15 protein-coding genes are annotated in these 16,437 nt (G+C 36.4%); 3 read left to right on the forward strand and 12 right to left on the reverse strand.

The features are described 5' to 3' along the window. Positions 1-198: 198 nt before the first annotated feature. The 3 genes from HNQ80_RS21935 to pdxR all read right to left on the reverse strand — a co-directional run bounded on the left by HNQ80_RS21935 (position 199) and on the right by pdxR (position 3,359). Complete coding sequence (locus tag HNQ80_RS21935; protein ID WP_184312825.1) at positions 199-1,221, reverse strand: DUF362 domain-containing protein; 1,023 nt, start codon at positions 1,219-1,221, stop codon at positions 199-201. A 368-nt stretch (positions 1,222-1,589) separates the two neighbouring features. Next, positions 1,590-1,745: a hypothetical protein gene (locus tag HNQ80_RS21940; RefSeq protein ID WP_184312826.1), complete on the reverse strand. Its 156-nt coding sequence runs from the start codon at positions 1,743-1,745 to the stop codon at positions 1,590-1,592. Between the two features lie 192 nt (positions 1,746-1,937). Further along, entirely contained in the window at positions 1,938-3,359 is a 1,422-nt protein-coding gene (pdxR, locus tag HNQ80_RS21945) for a MocR-like pyridoxine biosynthesis transcription factor PdxR (RefSeq protein WP_184312827.1), read from the reverse strand. 120 nt (positions 3,360-3,479) lie between these two features. Here pdxR and HNQ80_RS21950 point away from each other — a divergent pair, with 120 nt between their 5' ends. Next, complete coding sequence (locus HNQ80_RS21950; protein WP_184312828.1) at positions 3,480-3,848, forward strand: pyridoxamine 5'-phosphate oxidase family protein; 369 nt, start codon at positions 3,480-3,482, stop codon at positions 3,846-3,848. Positions 3,849-4,154: 306 nt separating this feature from the next. Here HNQ80_RS21950 and HNQ80_RS21955 read toward each other — a convergent pair whose 3' ends face one another. Beyond that, on the reverse strand, positions 4,155-5,030 hold the full coding sequence (locus HNQ80_RS21955) for an SDR family NAD(P)-dependent oxidoreductase (protein WP_184312829.1): 876 nt from the start codon (positions 5,028-5,030) through the stop codon (positions 4,155-4,157). Positions 5,031-5,234: 204 nt separating this feature from the next. On the opposite strand from HNQ80_RS21955, the gene HNQ80_RS21960 reads away from it, so the two are divergent. Further along, complete coding sequence (locus HNQ80_RS21960; protein WP_184312830.1) at positions 5,235-5,699, forward strand: MarR family winged helix-turn-helix transcriptional regulator; 465 nt, start codon at positions 5,235-5,237, stop codon at positions 5,697-5,699. A 309-nt stretch (positions 5,700-6,008) separates the two neighbouring features. Here HNQ80_RS21960 and HNQ80_RS21965 read toward each other — a convergent pair whose 3' ends face one another. From HNQ80_RS21965 to HNQ80_RS21975, 3 genes are all read right to left on the reverse strand, one after another. Then, positions 6,009-6,911: a DUF3221 domain-containing protein gene (locus HNQ80_RS21965; protein ID WP_184312831.1), complete on the reverse strand. Its 903-nt coding sequence runs from the start codon at positions 6,909-6,911 to the stop codon at positions 6,009-6,011. A 413-nt stretch (positions 6,912-7,324) separates the two neighbouring features. After that, the gene (locus HNQ80_RS21970) at positions 7,325-9,685 is read right to left on the reverse strand and encodes an NlpC/P60 family protein (RefSeq protein ID WP_184312832.1); all 2,361 of its coding nucleotides are present in this window, start codon (positions 9,683-9,685) and stop codon (positions 7,325-7,327) included. Between the two features lie 256 nt (positions 9,686-9,941). Further along, positions 9,942-11,741, reverse strand: a complete 1,800-nt coding sequence (locus tag HNQ80_RS21975) for a C40 family peptidase (RefSeq protein ID WP_184312833.1) — start codon at positions 11,739-11,741, stop codon at positions 9,942-9,944. A gap of 105 nt (positions 11,742-11,846) precedes the next feature. Here HNQ80_RS21975 and HNQ80_RS21980 point away from each other — a divergent pair, with 105 nt between their 5' ends. Next, the gene (locus tag HNQ80_RS21980) at positions 11,847-12,530 is read left to right on the forward strand and encodes a poly-gamma-glutamate hydrolase family protein (protein WP_184312834.1); all 684 of its coding nucleotides are present in this window, start codon (positions 11,847-11,849) and stop codon (positions 12,528-12,530) included. A gap of 105 nt (positions 12,531-12,635) precedes the next feature. Here the strand turns inward: HNQ80_RS21980 and HNQ80_RS21985 are convergent, their stop codons facing one another. From HNQ80_RS21985 to HNQ80_RS22005, 5 genes are all read right to left on the reverse strand, one after another. After that, a complete protein-coding gene (locus tag HNQ80_RS21985) occupies positions 12,636-13,466 on the reverse strand; it encodes a poly-gamma-glutamate hydrolase family protein (protein ID WP_184312835.1) in 831 nt (276 codons plus the stop codon). 18 nt (positions 13,467-13,484) lie between these two features. Beyond that, positions 13,485-13,718, reverse strand: coding sequence for a hypothetical protein (locus tag HNQ80_RS21990; RefSeq protein ID WP_207727149.1), 234 nt, complete (start codon positions 13,716-13,718; stop codon positions 13,485-13,487). Positions 13,719-13,833: 115 nt separating this feature from the next. Then, on the reverse strand, positions 13,834-14,286 hold the full coding sequence (pgsC, locus tag HNQ80_RS21995) for a poly-gamma-glutamate biosynthesis protein PgsC (protein ID WP_184312836.1): 453 nt from the start codon (positions 14,284-14,286) through the stop codon (positions 13,834-13,836). A 58-nt stretch (positions 14,287-14,344) separates the two neighbouring features. Then, positions 14,345-15,541: a poly-gamma-glutamate synthase PgsB gene (gene pgsB / locus HNQ80_RS22000; protein WP_184312837.1), complete on the reverse strand. Its 1,197-nt coding sequence runs from the start codon at positions 15,539-15,541 to the stop codon at positions 14,345-14,347. A gap of 607 nt (positions 15,542-16,148) precedes the next feature. Beyond that, complete coding sequence (locus HNQ80_RS22005) at positions 16,149-16,436, reverse strand: DHHW family protein (RefSeq protein ID WP_184312838.1); 288 nt, start codon at positions 16,434-16,436, stop codon at positions 16,149-16,151. Position 16,437 lies beyond the last annotated feature (1 nt).

Raw genomic sequence — 16,437 nt, forward strand, 5'->3', positions numbered from 1 at the left:
AACACATCAAAATTTGAATTATTCTTCAAATTTTGATGTGTCTTATTTTGTACAATTGATTTAGCTGAAAAACTATCTATTTTTCAGCGGCCTCGGTAGAACCGGGGGTTTTCGTTACATAATTAAAGCCACAGGACGTTAGTCTTGTGGCTTATTGGAGATAAAATAGGTACTGGACCGCTAATCCTAGCGTTAGTCTTACTTGACTTCTATAAGCTGATACTGCATGGAGCCTAATCCGATTTTTTCAGCATGAGAAAGAGATATCCTACCATTTTCAAAAAGCTTTTCTCCACTATTCTTCTGCACCAAATCGAGACAGGCAGTATCTAAAGCAACCGGATCCTTCCCTGCAAGAATACCAATATTTTCTGCTATCGGCTTCATCGCCTTACCCATACAATCACAATCCTTAGTGATATTATGAAGGAAGGTAATATAGATGATATCCTTGTCCTTTGCTGCTCCATACGCATATTCTGCCATTTTTTCAAGGAAATTAGAGCCACCCCATGTGTTTCTGATAGCGCCTTTCGGACAAACAGCAATACATCCGGCGCATCCGATACATTTGCTCTCATCAATGACTGCACTGTCGGTCCTATAAATGGCATCAAAATCACATTTGCTCACACAAAGATCACATCCCACACATTTTTCAGCATTCACAATAGGAGATATTCCCGAATGCTGAGCTAGCTTTCCTCCTCTTGCAGCAAATCCCATGCTTAGTTGTTTTAGTGCACCACCAAAGCCCGCCTCTATATGTCCTTTGAAATGACTCATTACGATAAATTGCTTATAGTTACCATAGGCTTTACCTATTTTGCATCTGTCTATGTATTCCTTGTTTATTTCTATTTCATCGTATTCTGTACCCACTTCCCCATCTGCTATGATAATCGGAATCTGGGTGAATCCATGACTTCTTGCAGTTTGAATATGACTATCTGAGGTTGTTCTTGATCCCCTATATAACACATTGGTTTCAATATAGGATGTTGATACGCCATTTTTCATAAGATAATCAATGGTTTCGTCATAACAGACAGCTGGTATGAATGTTGTGTTTCCTTTTTCTCCAAAATGAACCTTTAAGGGTACCTCCTTCTCAAACTGGTGGCCAGTCTCAGTTACTACTTTTTGCAATAGTTTTAAAGCATCCTTTCCCAGTTCAGTGTAGTCTGTGCCAGAATTTCCGATAAAATAAACTTTACTCATTCCTTATCTCTCCTTTACATACTTTTATTGAAACACCCTAGTCCTCTCTATAAGTTTATCACGACCTATTTTTATAAGGTAGCATAATATTCTCTACATGCCTTAAGTGTACAAAAAAGATGTCGCTTAAAGCTGGTACCCCCTTGGCGTCAAGGTATATTTCTGAAAATTGTCTTTATAGCCCATCCCATACCCTTCGCATCAGACTGCTTTTTGATATACATTTATATGTTAAAATTATAATTTTCATTATATCCTTAAGCCAAAATATTCATGTATTTTTCTAAAATAATAGACGTGAAAGTCTTCACTCTCACGCCATTAATTCTAACGCATTCTTTTTATTCTATCTATATCATAACTGATTTTTAGCCATCTGTCCTTTTGAAACCTAGCTGTTCTATATCTAGTCCATCTACAAAAACATCTATTACACGTACTGGATTTTCTTCTGCAATATACTCGTCAAGGTATTCAGGAAACATTATTACTTGGTTTCTATCTTCACCTTTGATATATGCCATCGGAATTCCGCTCCTTCAATGATAATATTCACTTCACAAAGTAGCATTCGGCAAGCGAGAGGAAAATCCTTTTTGTAATTTCTATTTCCTGCATATCTTTTAATTCCTATTAATTGTCACACAGTCTGCCGTCCCTTATCCTATACACGACTGCGCCAACTTGAAATCCAAATGATTAACTACTAACCAAACCTAAACTGTGTTTTCCCATGCTTGTGCCAGTTGTTTTATTCCTTCAACGATATCATTCTCCGATACATTTCCAAAGCCTAACAAAACCATGTTGTCAGGATAACGACTTTTATCTATCCAGAACATGGATACAGGATAAACCAATACGCCATGTTCTCTGGCTTTCTCAATCATCTCTTTTTCCTTTAAACCCTGTGTTGATTCCAGTAAAATGTGTAGCCCAGCATTTTTACCATGAATTATTACCTTATTACCCATTAACTCCTGGATAGTGCGAATCAGCAGATCATGTTTTTTCTTATTTGCGATACATACCTTACGCAAATGCCTTTCCCAATGCCCAGAATGAATGTATTCTTGAAGAATTCGCTGTTGTAATAAAGAAACAGGTGACTGATACATTTTAAATTCTTCGTCATAACGCGTCATCCACTTTTGAGGCAATACCATATAACTTATACGCAGACTTGGAGATAAGGCTTTTGACATTGTTCCGATATATATAACATCTTCATTTCTCGCAACACTACTTATTGACGGAATAGGTCTGGAATTATAGCGCAATTCGCTGTCATAGTCATCTTCAATAATAACTCCATTGTTTTGTCTTGCCCAATCTAATAAGAGCAATCTCTTTTGTATTGGCATGACCACACCGCTTGGAAATTGATGAGAGGGTGTCACATAAACCATTTTAGCAAAAGATTTTTCTAACTCCTTCACATTTACTCCATCTTTTTCAATACCAACAGGAACAACTTTTAATCCATTATTTTTAAATATATCTCTCGCTCCTGAGTATCCCGGATCTTCTAAAGCAATTTGATCGAAAGTCTTTTGTAACAGCTGACTCAATAAGGATATTGCATACTCAAAGCCTGAACAAAGGATGATTTGTTCAGGGTCACATGAAACTCCCCTAGATCTTCTCAAATAATCTGCTAAATCCTTTCTTAGCTGCAGCTCGCCCTTTCGATCGCAATACATAGTCATATCGTCAGCAGTCAAGGACGCTAAAGCTTTAGTTGAAACCTTTCTCCATATATTTAGTGGAAAATCCTGAGAGCTTAAATGTCCGTATTCAAAATTATATGGGTAAATCTTGTGCATATTATTTTTTTCAGTGCTTGATACTATTATTGGAAGTTCATGATGCTTTTCTTCATTAGCCAAGCGCATCATATCATGAATATTCTGTACAAAAAATCCACTTCCGATTCTACTTTCAACATAACCTTCCGAGGCAAGCTGCAAGTATGCGTTTTCCACGGTGTTCCTTCCAACAGCCAGCATTTCTGCAAGATGACGTGTGGAGGGAAGCTTTGAGCCATCGGGTAGTGCACCCGTAATGATTTCCTCTTTGAGTTGTTCGTAGATTTGTATATATAGAGGTGTACGTACATCATTTTTTAGTATAATCATATTTATACCTCCAACTGTATCCTATAAAATATTTAAAATTGGTTATTTTAACAAGTCCAATTAGATATTATACTAATAATATCAATCTGTCAATTTATTAATCAATATAGGAGGATTACAATGTTAAATGAAAAATTCTTTGAAGTTCTATCTCATGAAGGTGTTGTAGCAATTGTATCTTGCGGTGATAATGGAGCCCATGTAGTTAATACGTGGAATTCATACCTTGTTATTGAGGATAACAAAATCCTTATTCCTGCTGCCGGCATGCGGAAAACGCAGAAGAACATTGAACAAAACAATAGTGTTAAAGTTACGTTGGGGAGCAAAGAAGTAATGGGTTACAAGTATATGGGAACAGGATTTCTCATTGAAGGCACTGCTAAATTTATCGAATCTGGCTCAGAATTTGATATGATGAAGCAAAAGTTTCCATTCCTCAGTAGAGTTCTGGAGATTACAGTTGAGTCTGCTACTCAAACACTCTAAACCTAACCAAGAAGTAATTTTCTAATTATATCCAATACTAAATAGTAAAATATCCCTTGGCCAATTGAGCCCAGGGATATTTTACTATCATAATACCCTCCTATAATGTAAACACTCTGCTCACAACAAGTTTAAATTAATGAAAATTATTTTCAACAGAGAATTTTTTAATCTTTTCTACTCCCTAACCACTAACGCTACGTCCTCACAACGGGTGGTGTGTTGCAGTTAGCATGTATAAGCTCACTTAAAATATTATCATGACTGGGAACCTTCCCATGTCATATGCAACCGGTTTATATCTATTTACTCTATAAAACCTCTTCGCTGCAACAATTCTTTGGTATCATTCCACAGTTTATTCTGCATAGTGATTTCTCCGCCTGGACATACAGGCACTATAGGCTTCCCAGTTCCAACATTGAAATACCCACCAGTAACCCCATTATATTGCGGTTCTACAACTAATCGAATAATAATGTCAGCACCTTTGCGCGGATCTCCTATATGCAAAACTTTCAGTATATGTTCAAGCATGGAAGCAAACCAAAGCTCACGCCCTAGACCCGTGACATTAAAACCTGGATTAAGTGCATTAACAGTGACTCCCGTTCCAGAGAGCTGCCTCGCCAGTTCTCCAGTAAACATAATATTGAATAGTTTTGTTTTTCCATAAAGAGCAGACGAACCCCTAGCAGTAAATGAAGATGTATTAGTCAAATCCTCAGGCAGCTTAAATTCTCCATGGTTACGTGATGCTTCAGAAGCTACATTGACAATCCTTGCATTTCTTGACATTATTAGAGATTGTTGCAATGTATGCGTCAATAACCATGGTGCTAAATAGTTCACTGCTATCATTTCTGAAAAGCCCTCAGAAGTTATTCGCTGCTCAAATGCGTGTATCCCAGCATTATTCACCAGCACATCAATCTTTGGATATGCAGTTTTAATTTCATTTCCAACCCGCTTAACATCTTCCATCAATGATAGGTCTCCGAAAAAAAAGTCTAGCTTTGATTCTTGCGTAAAATCCATTATCATTTTTTTAGTCATTTCAGCCCGATTCTTGTTCCTGGCTATCAATACAAGATGGGCACCGCGCTTTGCAAGTTCAATTGCCACCAATTGTCCAAGACCGCTGGTAGCACCTGTGATCACAACAACTTGATGAGTCATCATAATAATCCCCCTTAGTTTTGTTTAGTTGATTGTCCGTTCAGATTACATTTCTACACTGTTTTTTAAATTGTATAATTAGATACCTTATTAGCTTGACATGAAACAAATAAACTCATATACTTGACATATATCAAATATGCCGATATATTTGATATATGTTAAGTATTTTATTCTATAAGAAAATATACTAAATTGAGGTGAACTATGAAGGGTACTACGCATAACAAAAATACCACAAGAGTACAGTTAGAACAGGAGCTGGGAAAACAGTTAAATGCACTTATTAGTGCCTCACATGCACTTAATGTCAGAACAGCAGCACGTTTTGATTCGACATTACAGCCAGCTGCTTTTCTTATTGTTCGTTGGCTCTTCTCATTTGGTCCAACAAGTGCCACAGTTTTAGCTGAATCAACAGCCATGGATCGCAGCTCTGTTAGCCGCCTTACCAATCAGCTCAAGCGCTTGGGTTACGCGAAGAGTGAACCATCTCCTAATGATCGTAGAGGAGTATTGTTATCTTTGACTGAACTTGGACGACAAAAGACTGTAGATGCTTTAAAAGAGAAAGAATCTGCATTCTATGAACGCATTTCAAAATGGGATGATTCCCAACTTGAAAATTTTATAGAAATGCTCGAACATTTCAACCATCACGATTTCAAATAACAGGACACAATGATTTTGCAGCATTAAGAGTATATCCTACTCGAGTCAAAATAAAACTGCACCCGCTTCAGGTGCAGCTTCATCTTACTTGTTCACTTATTGCGAGAAGACCTTATTGCAAATATATAATGAATATCAAAATTTCGTCCCCTCAATGTAAGAATACCACCAAATTTCAAAAATCCTCAGACCTATAGACTAACAAAACTACTAACATAGATTAAATTATTCCCATTTCGCTTCTCCCTGCCTAAAAATCAAACAAGGACCGTCCCCTACTTGCTATTGCTAGGACGGCCCGTCTTTTATTTATCTCTTTTCGTTTACTGCAACTGCGTCAGCTGCTGCCTGCATTGGATAGGATTCCATAATCGCTCCGTCTATTATTATCTCTACGTGATTTCCTACTTTAAATTCTCTGCTGACATTTCTATAGCCAATAGCTATATCCTCTGAAATGTTCTCAAAAAAGTTGGTTTCTTCATTTATGGTTATCCAAATCAGACCATTAACAGTAGTGTCTTTAGAATCTACTAATACGCGTTTTCCTCCTTCCTCAATCTCTATTATTTTGCCCACAACATCCGGAGCCTTAACTTTTGCATTTATGACAGGTGAATTTGTTTCCTCTGATAATATATTGATCTTTTTCGCCATGGCTTGGGCCGGATAAGATTTTGCAATAGGACCTGTAAAGACGGCCTCCACAATATCTCCTTCTTTAATTTCCCCATAGGCAAAGTTCCTAGTTATTTCCACACCATTCCTCATTACTGTAGTTTGCATATTGACGGTAACATAGGCTTTATCTAGCATAGTATCCTCATCCAGCTTTCCTTCAATTAAAAAGGTTACACCATCCTTGCCTTTAACCAGATTTTTGACTACACCCCTTACACCTATTTCATCCTTTTCTTCAGTCATATCCTCAATAAGTATTGTCTGGCTTTCATTGTCCCAATCAATATTTAATCCTGTTAAATTCGCTATTGCCCTTATCGGTAAGTAGGTGCTGCCATTTATTATTATTGGAGTTATTAACTCATCATTTGAGTCCTTTAACTCAATAGCTTCATTGTTGTACTTCACCATTATATCCGGCCTCAATGTAGCACTTACGTTATTGTATACCGTAGCTGCCCCCACCGTAGATAAGCCTGTCATTGCTACTATTGCACATACTGATATAGCCTTTGCAAATTTTGATTTCATGTCTTCTCCTCCTCTAATAAAATAGTTCATTTACATCTATGGTAGTTAGACGATGAAATCTTTGCACTGTTTCCCTAACTTATAATATTTGTATAGGTCATATTCTCCCACTCAGGCTCCTTAACGGTGCCCATTCCATTCTCAAAGCATGTAAGATCTAATTCTTTACAAGAAGATCGCACCTGATTCTGTCCTGTCTTAAGACTATTGAATTCCTATGATAAGTACTCCTATATTCACTTAAAACCTTCAAAGCCTTGATATGAGTCTTATAACTTCTCGATCTTCATGACACACTCAACATGCATGGAGTGTTGCAGTTAGCATATGTTCAACTTCTTCGAAATATATAATCCATCACAATAGTCACTGCAGCAGCCAGGCTATCATAGTGCAATTACTGCTATTATTGCTTAAAGCAATCGTCTTGCTCCCAAGTATCGTTCGCTCCAATCCTGGTGATATCTTAAGTTTCTTTCTTTTACTCCTGTACTTGTAAGTATGATAAATGAACCTTCCCCTGCATATATACCTGTCGTCGATGGTGTATCTTCGGATAGATTGCTTCTAAAAAATATAAGATCTCCTTCTTTCAGTGCTTCTGGTGAAATTGCTTGACCCAAATTCCATTGCTCATAGGCCTTAGAGGGTAATTCTAAATGAATATCCGGTGCTTCATTGAATACTTTTTGTACAAATTGTGCTGTCATGTAGTCTTCAAATGAGACATCTATATATTCTTTAGCCTTGATGACAGCAGAGTGGGTATTTTCGATTTTTTCATATCGTCTTGCCCCAACATATCGTTGACTCCAATGACTATCTGAGATATTAAGATCACGAATTGCTACACCTTCAGATTCTGTTACGATGATAAACTGCCCATTTCCAATATATAATCCTGGTAGCAGTACCTCATCGGATCCTTGGAAAAATAGAACATCTCCAATATCTAAATTTTCCCTTTCTATTTTATTTCCTAAAGCCCATTGTTGAAATGAATATCTTGGCAGATCAATATCTAAACCTGCTTTCATAACGTATTGTACAAACCCGGAGTGATCAAAGCCTTCTATGGTATTTCCTCCTGCTAAGTAAGGTACTCCCAGGGTTTTATATGCTTCTTCAACTACTTTAGAATCCAGCCTCAAACTGAGGGAGTCAAAGCGCTTTACGACTAAATAGCGATCCAGCAAATATTGTCCTAAATAGCTGATTGTCGTCATACCTTCGTCACCAGATGCATGAATGATATAATTATTTCCCAGATAAATTGCGGCATGATGTGTTTTCCCGTCCTGCTGCCATTTTCCTTTAAAATAAATCACGTCTCCAGGGCGCTTGTTTTCAAAATCGATGGTTTCGCCTACTACAGCTTGTTTATAAGTTATGCGAGGCAAATAAATCTTTTTAGCATCTCTAAAGACTGTCTGAACTAAATAAGAACAGTCAAAACCATCAGTTGTCTCGCCACCTAACAAATAAGGAGTTCCTATATATTTCATTGCTTCTCGAATAACTACATTCTCATGTTCCCTATAATTTTCAGGCTGAGAATAATATATATCTGCCTCGGTTAGTCGTTTTGCGCCTACATATATATCTGACCAATACTCACTCTCAATATCCCTTTCCGCAACGCCTTCTGTAGTTTGAACGATAAATCTACCATTTCCTTTGTAAATACCAGGTATAAGACTGCTTCCCTGGAAAAATACCAAGTCTCCTGCTTGAAGCTCTTCTTTAGAAATGGATTCGCCTACTTCATAGATCCTATCGGAAAAAACAGATAGTTGTATGTTGAGGGTTTCCTTAAAAACATAACGAACAAAATTAGTGGTATTAAATCCTTCGGTTGGTGATTTCCCTTCGGAGTTATAGGGTGTCCCAAGCAAGTCCATAGCCTTTTCTACAATTGGATTGCTTACGACGGATTCCTCAATAATATTCTTAGTAAACCGTCTTGCTCCCAGCAACCTGGATTTCCAATAATCACTTGCTTCCAGATCTACTACAGCAACCCCATTCGTTATAACAATAGCAAAAATACCATTGTCTATGTAAATTCCTGGTAGTCGTACACTGCTACCTTGAAAGAATAGTACATCACCAGATTTAAGATCAACCGTATCTACTTCCATACCTACTCGCCATTGTTCGTTCGCAGTTCTTGGAAAATCCAGTTTGTATACTTCACGAAAAACGTATTGTACAAAGCCTGAATGATCAAAACCATTTGGATCATTACCTCCAAGCTCATAAGGAGATCCTGCTAATTCAAGGGCTTTTACGGCTGCAGGATTTAATTCATTCGCTATATTTGTATAGCGCCTTGCACCTTTATACCGATCTCTCCAATAGGAATCTTCTACGATATTCCTTTTTACTACACCTTCATTGGTCGTTACAACGATAATGATATTATCGCCTTTATATATTGCTGGTATCAGGTTGTTGCTTGCGGTAAAGAAAAGAACATCTCCAGGCTGTATTTCACTACGTTCTATAGGTTCACCCAGTTTCCATAACTGCGAAGGTGATCCTGGGAGGACTATATTTTCTCCCTCTCTAAAAACATACTGAATAAACCCCGTACTATCAAATCCTTCCTCTGGTATATTTCCCCCTTGTATAAAAGGTTTGCCTATTAAACTTTCTGCAAGTAAAACCGTTTGAATTTCTGTCTCATTACTATAACCATAGGATGGGACTATAAAAGTTAACAGAATCAATAGGACTAACCATATGACATTTAGTTTTTTAAATTGGTTCATTTTTAAAATCCACCTACTTTACTAAATTTCACTAGAATTTGCAGCAGTTGACTGACTAAACATTGAAATTCAGACAATAAAAAAATTAGTCATTTAAACTAAAAATAGTATTCGGCATTATTCTCCAAAATCAAGCAATTTTTTGGATACTATGATGAGATCAATATTCTTAAGCTGGCAAGAATAAACTCGTTAGGGTATAGGATTTATGGTCAAACTGATGTTGATAAGTTGCTTCTTGACAAAAGAATTCATTTCATTTAGTTTTGACTAATGATTTAATAAACCGATATCCCAAATAGATAAGAAGTGCAAGGATAATTATTCCAATTCCTAAGGTTTTTTGAAGTTTTTTTGAAACATTTTTTTGTATTAATGGATTTACCGTGGGTTTAACTATGTTTGTTTGCCCAATGCTATTGATTTTTTCATATCGTCTTGCTCCAACATATCGTGGAGTCCAATAACTATCTGAGATATTAAGATCACGAATTGCTACACCTTCAGATTCTGTTACGATCATAAACTGCTCATTTCCAATATATAATCCTGGTAGTAGTACCTTATTGGATCCTTGGAAGAATAGAACATCTCCAATATTTAAATCTTCCCTTTCTATTTCCTTTCCTAAAGCCCATTGTTGAGATGAATATCTTGGTAGATCAATATCTAAACCTGCTTTCATAACGTATTGTATAAACCCAGAGTAATCAAAGCCTTCTTTGGTATTTCCTCCTGCTAAGTAAGGTATCCCCAGGGTTTTATATGCTTCTTCAACTACTTTTGAATCTAGTCTCAAACTAAGGGAGTCAAAACGCTTTACTACTGCAAGGCGGCCGAGCCAATATGGCCCTAAATAGCTGATTGTAGTCATACCTTCGTCGCCGGATGCATGAATTATGTAATTATTTCCTAGATAAATAGCAGCATGTGATATTTCTTTCTCCGATTTTCCTTTAAAATAAATCACGTCTCCAGGGCGCTTGTTTTCAAAATCGATAGTTTCGCCTACTACAGCTTGTTTATAAGTTATGCGAGGCAAATAAATCTTTTTAGCATCTCTAAAGACTGTCTGAACTAAATAAGAACAGTCAAAACCATCAGTTGTCTCGCCACCTAGCAAATAAGGAGTTCCTATATATTTCATTGCTTCTCGAATAACTACATTCTCATGATCCCTATAATTTTCAGGCTGAGAATAATATATATCTGCCTCGGTTAGTCGTTTTGCACCTACATATATATCTGACCAATACTCACTCTCAATATCTCTTTCCGCAACGCCTTCTGTAGTTTGAACGATAAACATACCATTTCCTCTATAAATACCAGGTATAAGACTGCTTCCCTGGAAAAACACCAAGTCTCCTAGTTGAAGGTCTTCTTTAGAAATGGATTCCCCTACTTCATAGATCCTATCGGAAAAGACAGATAATTGTATGTCGAGGGTTTTCTTAAAAACATAACGTACAAAATTAGTCGTATTAAAGCCTTTGGCTGATGATTTCCCTTCTGGGTTATAGGGTGTCCCAAGCAAGTCCATAGCCTTTTCTACAATTTCAAGGGCTTTTACGGCTACAGGGTTTAATTCATTCGCTATATTTGTGTAGCGCCTTGTACCTTTATACCGATCCCTCCAATAGGAATCTTCTACTATATCACGTTTTACTACACCTTCATTAGTCGCTATAACGATAATGATATTATCGCCTTTATATATTGCCGGTATTAGGTTGTCGCTTCCAGTAAAGAAAAGAACATCTCCAGGCTGTATTTCGCTACGTTCTATGGGTTCACCCAGTTTCCATAACTGCGAAGGTGATCCTGGGAGAACTATATTCCCTTCCTCTCTAAATACATACTGAATAAACCCAGTGCTATCAAATCCTTCCTCTGGTGTATTTCCCCCTTGTTTAAAAGGTTTGCCTATTAAACTTTCTGCAAGTAAAACCGTTTGAATTTCTGCCTCATTATTATAACCATAGGATGGGCTTTTAACAGTTAACAGGATCAATAGGACTAACCATATGACAGTTAGTTTTTTAAATGGGTCCATTTTAAAACATCCTCTTTATTGACTAATTTTGATAAATATCGACAATACAAGTACATACTATTATAATAGAAACATATACATTTATCGGAAAGTGAGTTGATGGATATGATTCTAAAGAGAGTATGCAGTTTTTTAAGTTCTACACGACTTTTTGCTTGTTGTTGTCTGATAACTTTGATATTTGCTCAATCAGCTACTGCAGCTTCTGTTGACATTTATCGTAATTTCAAAGAGTTACGTTCAAATACAGTAGAAAACGTCGACTATGAAATTGAAACTACCGTGACAGATTCTGATGTGATCGTTATTGCAATTCATGGAGGGAAAATTGAAAAAGGTACTACCGAATTGGCTTACGCCTTATCTTCCCATAATAATTATAACTATTATTCATATACAGGTTTAAAAAGCAAAGGTAACTCAACATTACATATTACTTCAGAAAAATTTGATGAACCAACTGCATCGGAAATGGTTTCGAAATCTAAAACAACGTTATCCATCCACGGCTGTTCCGGTTCAGAAGAATTCACCTATATTGGAGGCCTAGACACTGAATTGGGAAACAAAATAAAAGAATCTCTGACCAAGTATGGTTTTACTGTGTTAGACCCTCCAAAGAATATGGCCGGCATATCGCCAAACAACATAGCGAATAAGAATATGAGCGGCCGGGGAGTACAGCTAGAAATATCCAAGGGCTTAAGGACACAGTTTTTATCCAGTAATAATGATAAATTGAAAAGCTATGTTTTAGCAATAAGTGAGGCAGTCAACAGTATCCAATAGAAGTCACCCTGTAAAAATATTACGAAAAGATATAAATAAAAAGGCTTAAAGCTACCTTTTCGTAGTTTGTCAGCCTTTTTATTTATACAAACAATACTTTTTAGGTTACTCTTTTGTATTTTCAATTAATTCCTTAGGCGTTTTTGCGTCTTTTTCTAATATATGCTCTATTTTCTTATCAAAGTTGCGCTTTGAAGGGTTAAACTTATTTAAAATCCCTTCAGATTTAGTAATTTTCTGCAAGTGGGGAACTATTTTGGGCCAGCTTACGCTTAGTGCTTCATTGATGGAGCCTGAATAATCATTTAATGTACTGGAATCCGTTACGAGCTTATCTCTTAATCCTTTGGAAATAGCTATCTGAACGCCGCCAATCTGATAACTGTCATTAAACAATTTATTCTTATTCACGATATTGCTGTTCATAACCCCGGCAATGCGGTCGGAAATACTTAAAGTTTTTACATTATATCCTTTGTTAATAAGATGTAATCTGATCAATTCTGCCAATATTTTATTTTGACCGCCAATATATGTAATTTCCTCATCGCCGGCAGCTCCTATAACTGAAACAGTGTAATCTGAATTTTTTACTAAACTGACAGCTGTTGGCTCGTCAAAATCGATAGCCCTTAAAAAAAGACTCCCATTATCAGTGGCCTTAAGTCCTTCAAATAAATACGTATTGTATTTACCGTATCCTTTCAATGCTTCAACTAATTCTGAAGTACCTCTTTCAATACCGCCTCCGTGCAGCGCTAAAATGGTTGTATCTCTTCCCATATCAGCAGCTTTAATTGTATAGTCTGTAGCTTCTTCAGATGCATATAGTTCAGCAAAACTACTATAACCTGCTGTGAATGCATATGCACTTGTACCAATACCAAATACAAACAACACCATAATAGTTAGAATTTTGATAAATTGTTTTTTCATACTTATCCTACCCCTTTCTTAATTAACCATAGTAAATAGATAGTCTGCAGCAATAATCACTAGCGTTAATCCCATTAGCACAAGTGCTTGATAGCCAGTATTTCTCTTGCTGATCTTAATAAGATACAGGCATTTTTCTTTCAATGTTAGCGCATTAAAAACCGCAAGAGCTTCATTCTGACTATTTTTTCTGGTAGCTTCCGATGTGTTCATGCATTGTTTGTTATGTGTTAACCCGTATAAAGTGTTCATTTCACCCCCCCTTTCTTATAACGCATAGGAAACTATAAATTTTTCATTAATGTATGTTTCCGTAATGCGTTTCAAAAAAGGCTTCCTTATAATTGCTTCTAATCAGAAGCCTTTTTTATATTGTGACATGTAGCAGCATTGCGCTCCCATAAGTCACTCCAATCAGCAATCCGGTACTTAAAAATGTTGTTGCTAAGCCCTGACGCTGAATTGTGTTTGCTAATAATCCAGGTACAACAATACCAACTGCCGTCAATCCAGAGATAATACTATAATCAGATGGTAATATTGCATGCATCATAAACTGTAATACGATTGCTACCGTTATCGCGGCTGTAAATTTTCTTTTGCCGTATAGAATTGTAACTTTACTCACTCCGAAATAAACGATTAAATACGTCAAAACGCTGATAAAGAATGTTAAGAATATAGCCTGGGGCTGTTTCATAAGTAATGTTAAATATCCAGGTACAACGAGACCAGCAGGTAAAACTCCTGTAATCTCTGTAAATAACAAGCTGAAAATTACACCCAAAACGATGACTGTGGTAATATCCGTAGTTTGCAACTGTTTACCTCCTTTAATAGCGTATTTGCTGAAATTCTTTTATTTCAAATTTAAAGTTCTATGCCAATTGCAGCACTTGACCCGCTTCTAGATGAAATTCTTCATGAATGATCAGTTCAACCAATTCTTCTCCACCACCGTGAATGTTTCCAACGCCAAAGATGGTTCTGTTTATAAGATAATCCTTAATTAATATATAAACCTCATGGGGAGACAATCCTTCAGCATTTATATATTTCTGTGGAGATATTTTTTTCATATTAACTCCCTCGGTAATTGGCTTCACCGACTCACCCATTGCAACGAGAATATCAATATTCATATTTGGTAAAACATCTTCTGCCATCTGTAATGTTCTGTCAACTCTATCCGGTCTGCAATTCACAATTATCATGGAGTTTTCCGTTGGATATCCCATAGCGGTTATATGCTTCCAAATCATTAGTGTGGAATTTGGATCATTGGCAGCAAATGCATTGACAAAATATGTTGGGCTTTCGTCGTATAATGGATGTATCATTAAGGCTCCCGGATCAGGATTAGCGTTTAAAATTCCCCTCAACGCAGTATCTTTGTCAATGTCTAGAGCTTTCGCTACAGCCAGGGCAATAGCAATGTTCTCTGGAAAAATTATGTATCTAAACTTTTCCAGATAACCATCCGGGATTTCTTTTTCATTTGCAATAATTATCCTGCTGTTTCTTTTCTTTGCCTCTTGTGTAAAATAATCATTATAACTGCTATTCGCAACAATAAGGGTTCCGTTTTTGGGAATTGTAGCCGTAAAGGACTCTGCAATAAAGTCCAAAGTCGGACCACACAAATCCATATGGTCTTCACGAACATTAACAATAACTCCAATATTTGCTTTAACAAGCTTCTCCTGAAACGTAATCTGGTAATCGGGATTTACAGCCATACACTCTGATACAAATGCAGATGTACCAAGCTTGGCTACTTTTTTAATGACCTTTTTTTGTTCTATAATATTTGGACCTAGACGGCCTCGTTTGATTGGTTCTTCTTCTTCCTTATCCCAATAAATAATTCTCGCACTGGTTCCAGTTGTTTTTCCAACAACCTTAACCCCTGCTTCCTTTAAGATACCGGTAATTAGCCTTGTGGCAGTTGATTTACCCCTTGTGCCGTTTACATTAATTCTAAGATCGATACGGTTTAAGTTTTTATTATGTTTTATTTGTTCATAAACACCTAGGCTAAAAACGAAAATAATAAGCGCTATAGCAAACTGCAAAACTTATCAGCTCCTTTCTTTAAAGAGAATCGATTACATTTGTTTCCACCCTTTGTTCCTAACCTTTTAGACAGTCTGCCAAATATTAATTTATAAAAAAGTCTTCCATTGAAAGATTTGAAGGAAGACTTTTTTGAAACACATAACGGAAATTATCCACAGTTTTTTAATGTTCATAATTTCCTATGTGTTATAAAGAAAAGCTTGTCCACCTTTGGATTAATATGATGAAATATGTTTAACCGATGCACCCCCTTTGTAGATAATTATACTGAATGAGTATGAACAAATATTTTCTAGAATTAGAATATTTATTGCACAATTATTAATAATTGTTAACGCCGTTCATTTTTCTCGTTTTTTCCCTCTATATGACAAAAGACAGTTCTATGACACAATATATTAATAATAAAAAAAGAACTTCTCCTATTAAGAAGTCCTCTTGAAATTCTAATTATCTCTTCTCTATCCTCACAATAGCCTCAACATGCCTTGAGGAGATAAAAAAGATGCCGATTGAAAGTGTTAGGGTTTTGGCGGAAAAATTCATTGTTTTATGCTTTCCGTATTGTCGGCTGAGTTACTGTCCACATTGAAGTAATAAACATCACCTTTTAAATAAAATTTGATTGGAGCCTTCCTGAATATAAACCCAAAAGTTTCGAAAAGGGAATTGATCAGAAAAATATGATTCAACTTTAGTCTCATAACTGCCATTTAATACTTTTTCAATGTGAAAAACAGGCCATTGTGCTAAGTAACGTCGCTCCTCTTTGGAAAAGGTTTTATCCGGTAGGGCCAGATGCAATATAAGCATAGCAAATATAAATAAAAGCGGAAATATACCCAGGATATTCTGTATAATAGCAGAGTTTTTTTTGTTGTTTATTCGCATA

The organism is Anaerosolibacter carboniphilus, assembly GCF_014205875.1.
Classification (GTDB): Bacteria; Bacillota; Clostridia; order Peptostreptococcales; family Thermotaleaceae; genus Anaerosolibacter; species Anaerosolibacter carboniphilus.

Excerpts from the sequence above, each read along its gene's own strand:
- HNQ80_RS21935 (WP_184312825.1), bottom strand. The coding sequence starts at position 1,221 with ATGAGTAAAGTTTATTTTATCGGAAATTCTGGCACAGACTACACTGAA.
- HNQ80_RS21940 (WP_184312826.1), bottom strand. The coding sequence starts at position 1,745 with ATGGCATATATCAAAGGTGAAGATAGAAACCAAGTAATAATGTTTCCT.
- pdxR (WP_184312827.1), bottom strand. The coding sequence starts at position 3,359 with ATGATTATACTAAAAAATGATGTACGTACACCTCTATATATACAAATC.
- HNQ80_RS21950 (WP_184312828.1), top strand. The coding sequence starts at position 3,480 with ATGTTAAATGAAAAATTCTTTGAAGTTCTATCTCATGAAGGTGTTGTA.
- HNQ80_RS21955 (WP_184312829.1), bottom strand. The coding sequence starts at position 5,030 with ATGATGACTCATCAAGTTGTTGTGATCACAGGTGCTACCAGCGGTCTT.
- HNQ80_RS21960 (WP_184312830.1), top strand. The coding sequence starts at position 5,235 with ATGAAGGGTACTACGCATAACAAAAATACCACAAGAGTACAGTTAGAA.
- HNQ80_RS21965 (WP_184312831.1), bottom strand. The coding sequence starts at position 6,911 with ATGAAATCAAAATTTGCAAAGGCTATATCAGTATGTGCAATAGTAGCA.
- HNQ80_RS21970 (WP_184312832.1), bottom strand. The coding sequence starts at position 9,685 with ATGAACCAATTTAAAAAACTAAATGTCATATGGTTAGTCCTATTGATT.
- HNQ80_RS21975 (WP_184312833.1), bottom strand. The coding sequence starts at position 11,741 with ATGGACCCATTTAAAAAACTAACTGTCATATGGTTAGTCCTATTGATC.
- HNQ80_RS21980 (WP_184312834.1), top strand. The coding sequence starts at position 11,847 with ATGATTCTAAAGAGAGTATGCAGTTTTTTAAGTTCTACACGACTTTTT.
- HNQ80_RS21985 (WP_184312835.1), bottom strand. The coding sequence starts at position 13,466 with ATGAAAAAACAATTTATCAAAATTCTAACTATTATGGTGTTGTTTGTA.
- HNQ80_RS21990 (WP_207727149.1), bottom strand. The coding sequence starts at position 13,718 with ATGAACACTTTATACGGGTTAACACATAACAAACAATGCATGAACACA.
- HNQ80_RS22005 (WP_184312838.1), bottom strand. The coding sequence starts at position 16,436 with ATGCGAATAAACAACAAAAAAAACTCTGCTATTATACAGAATATCCTG.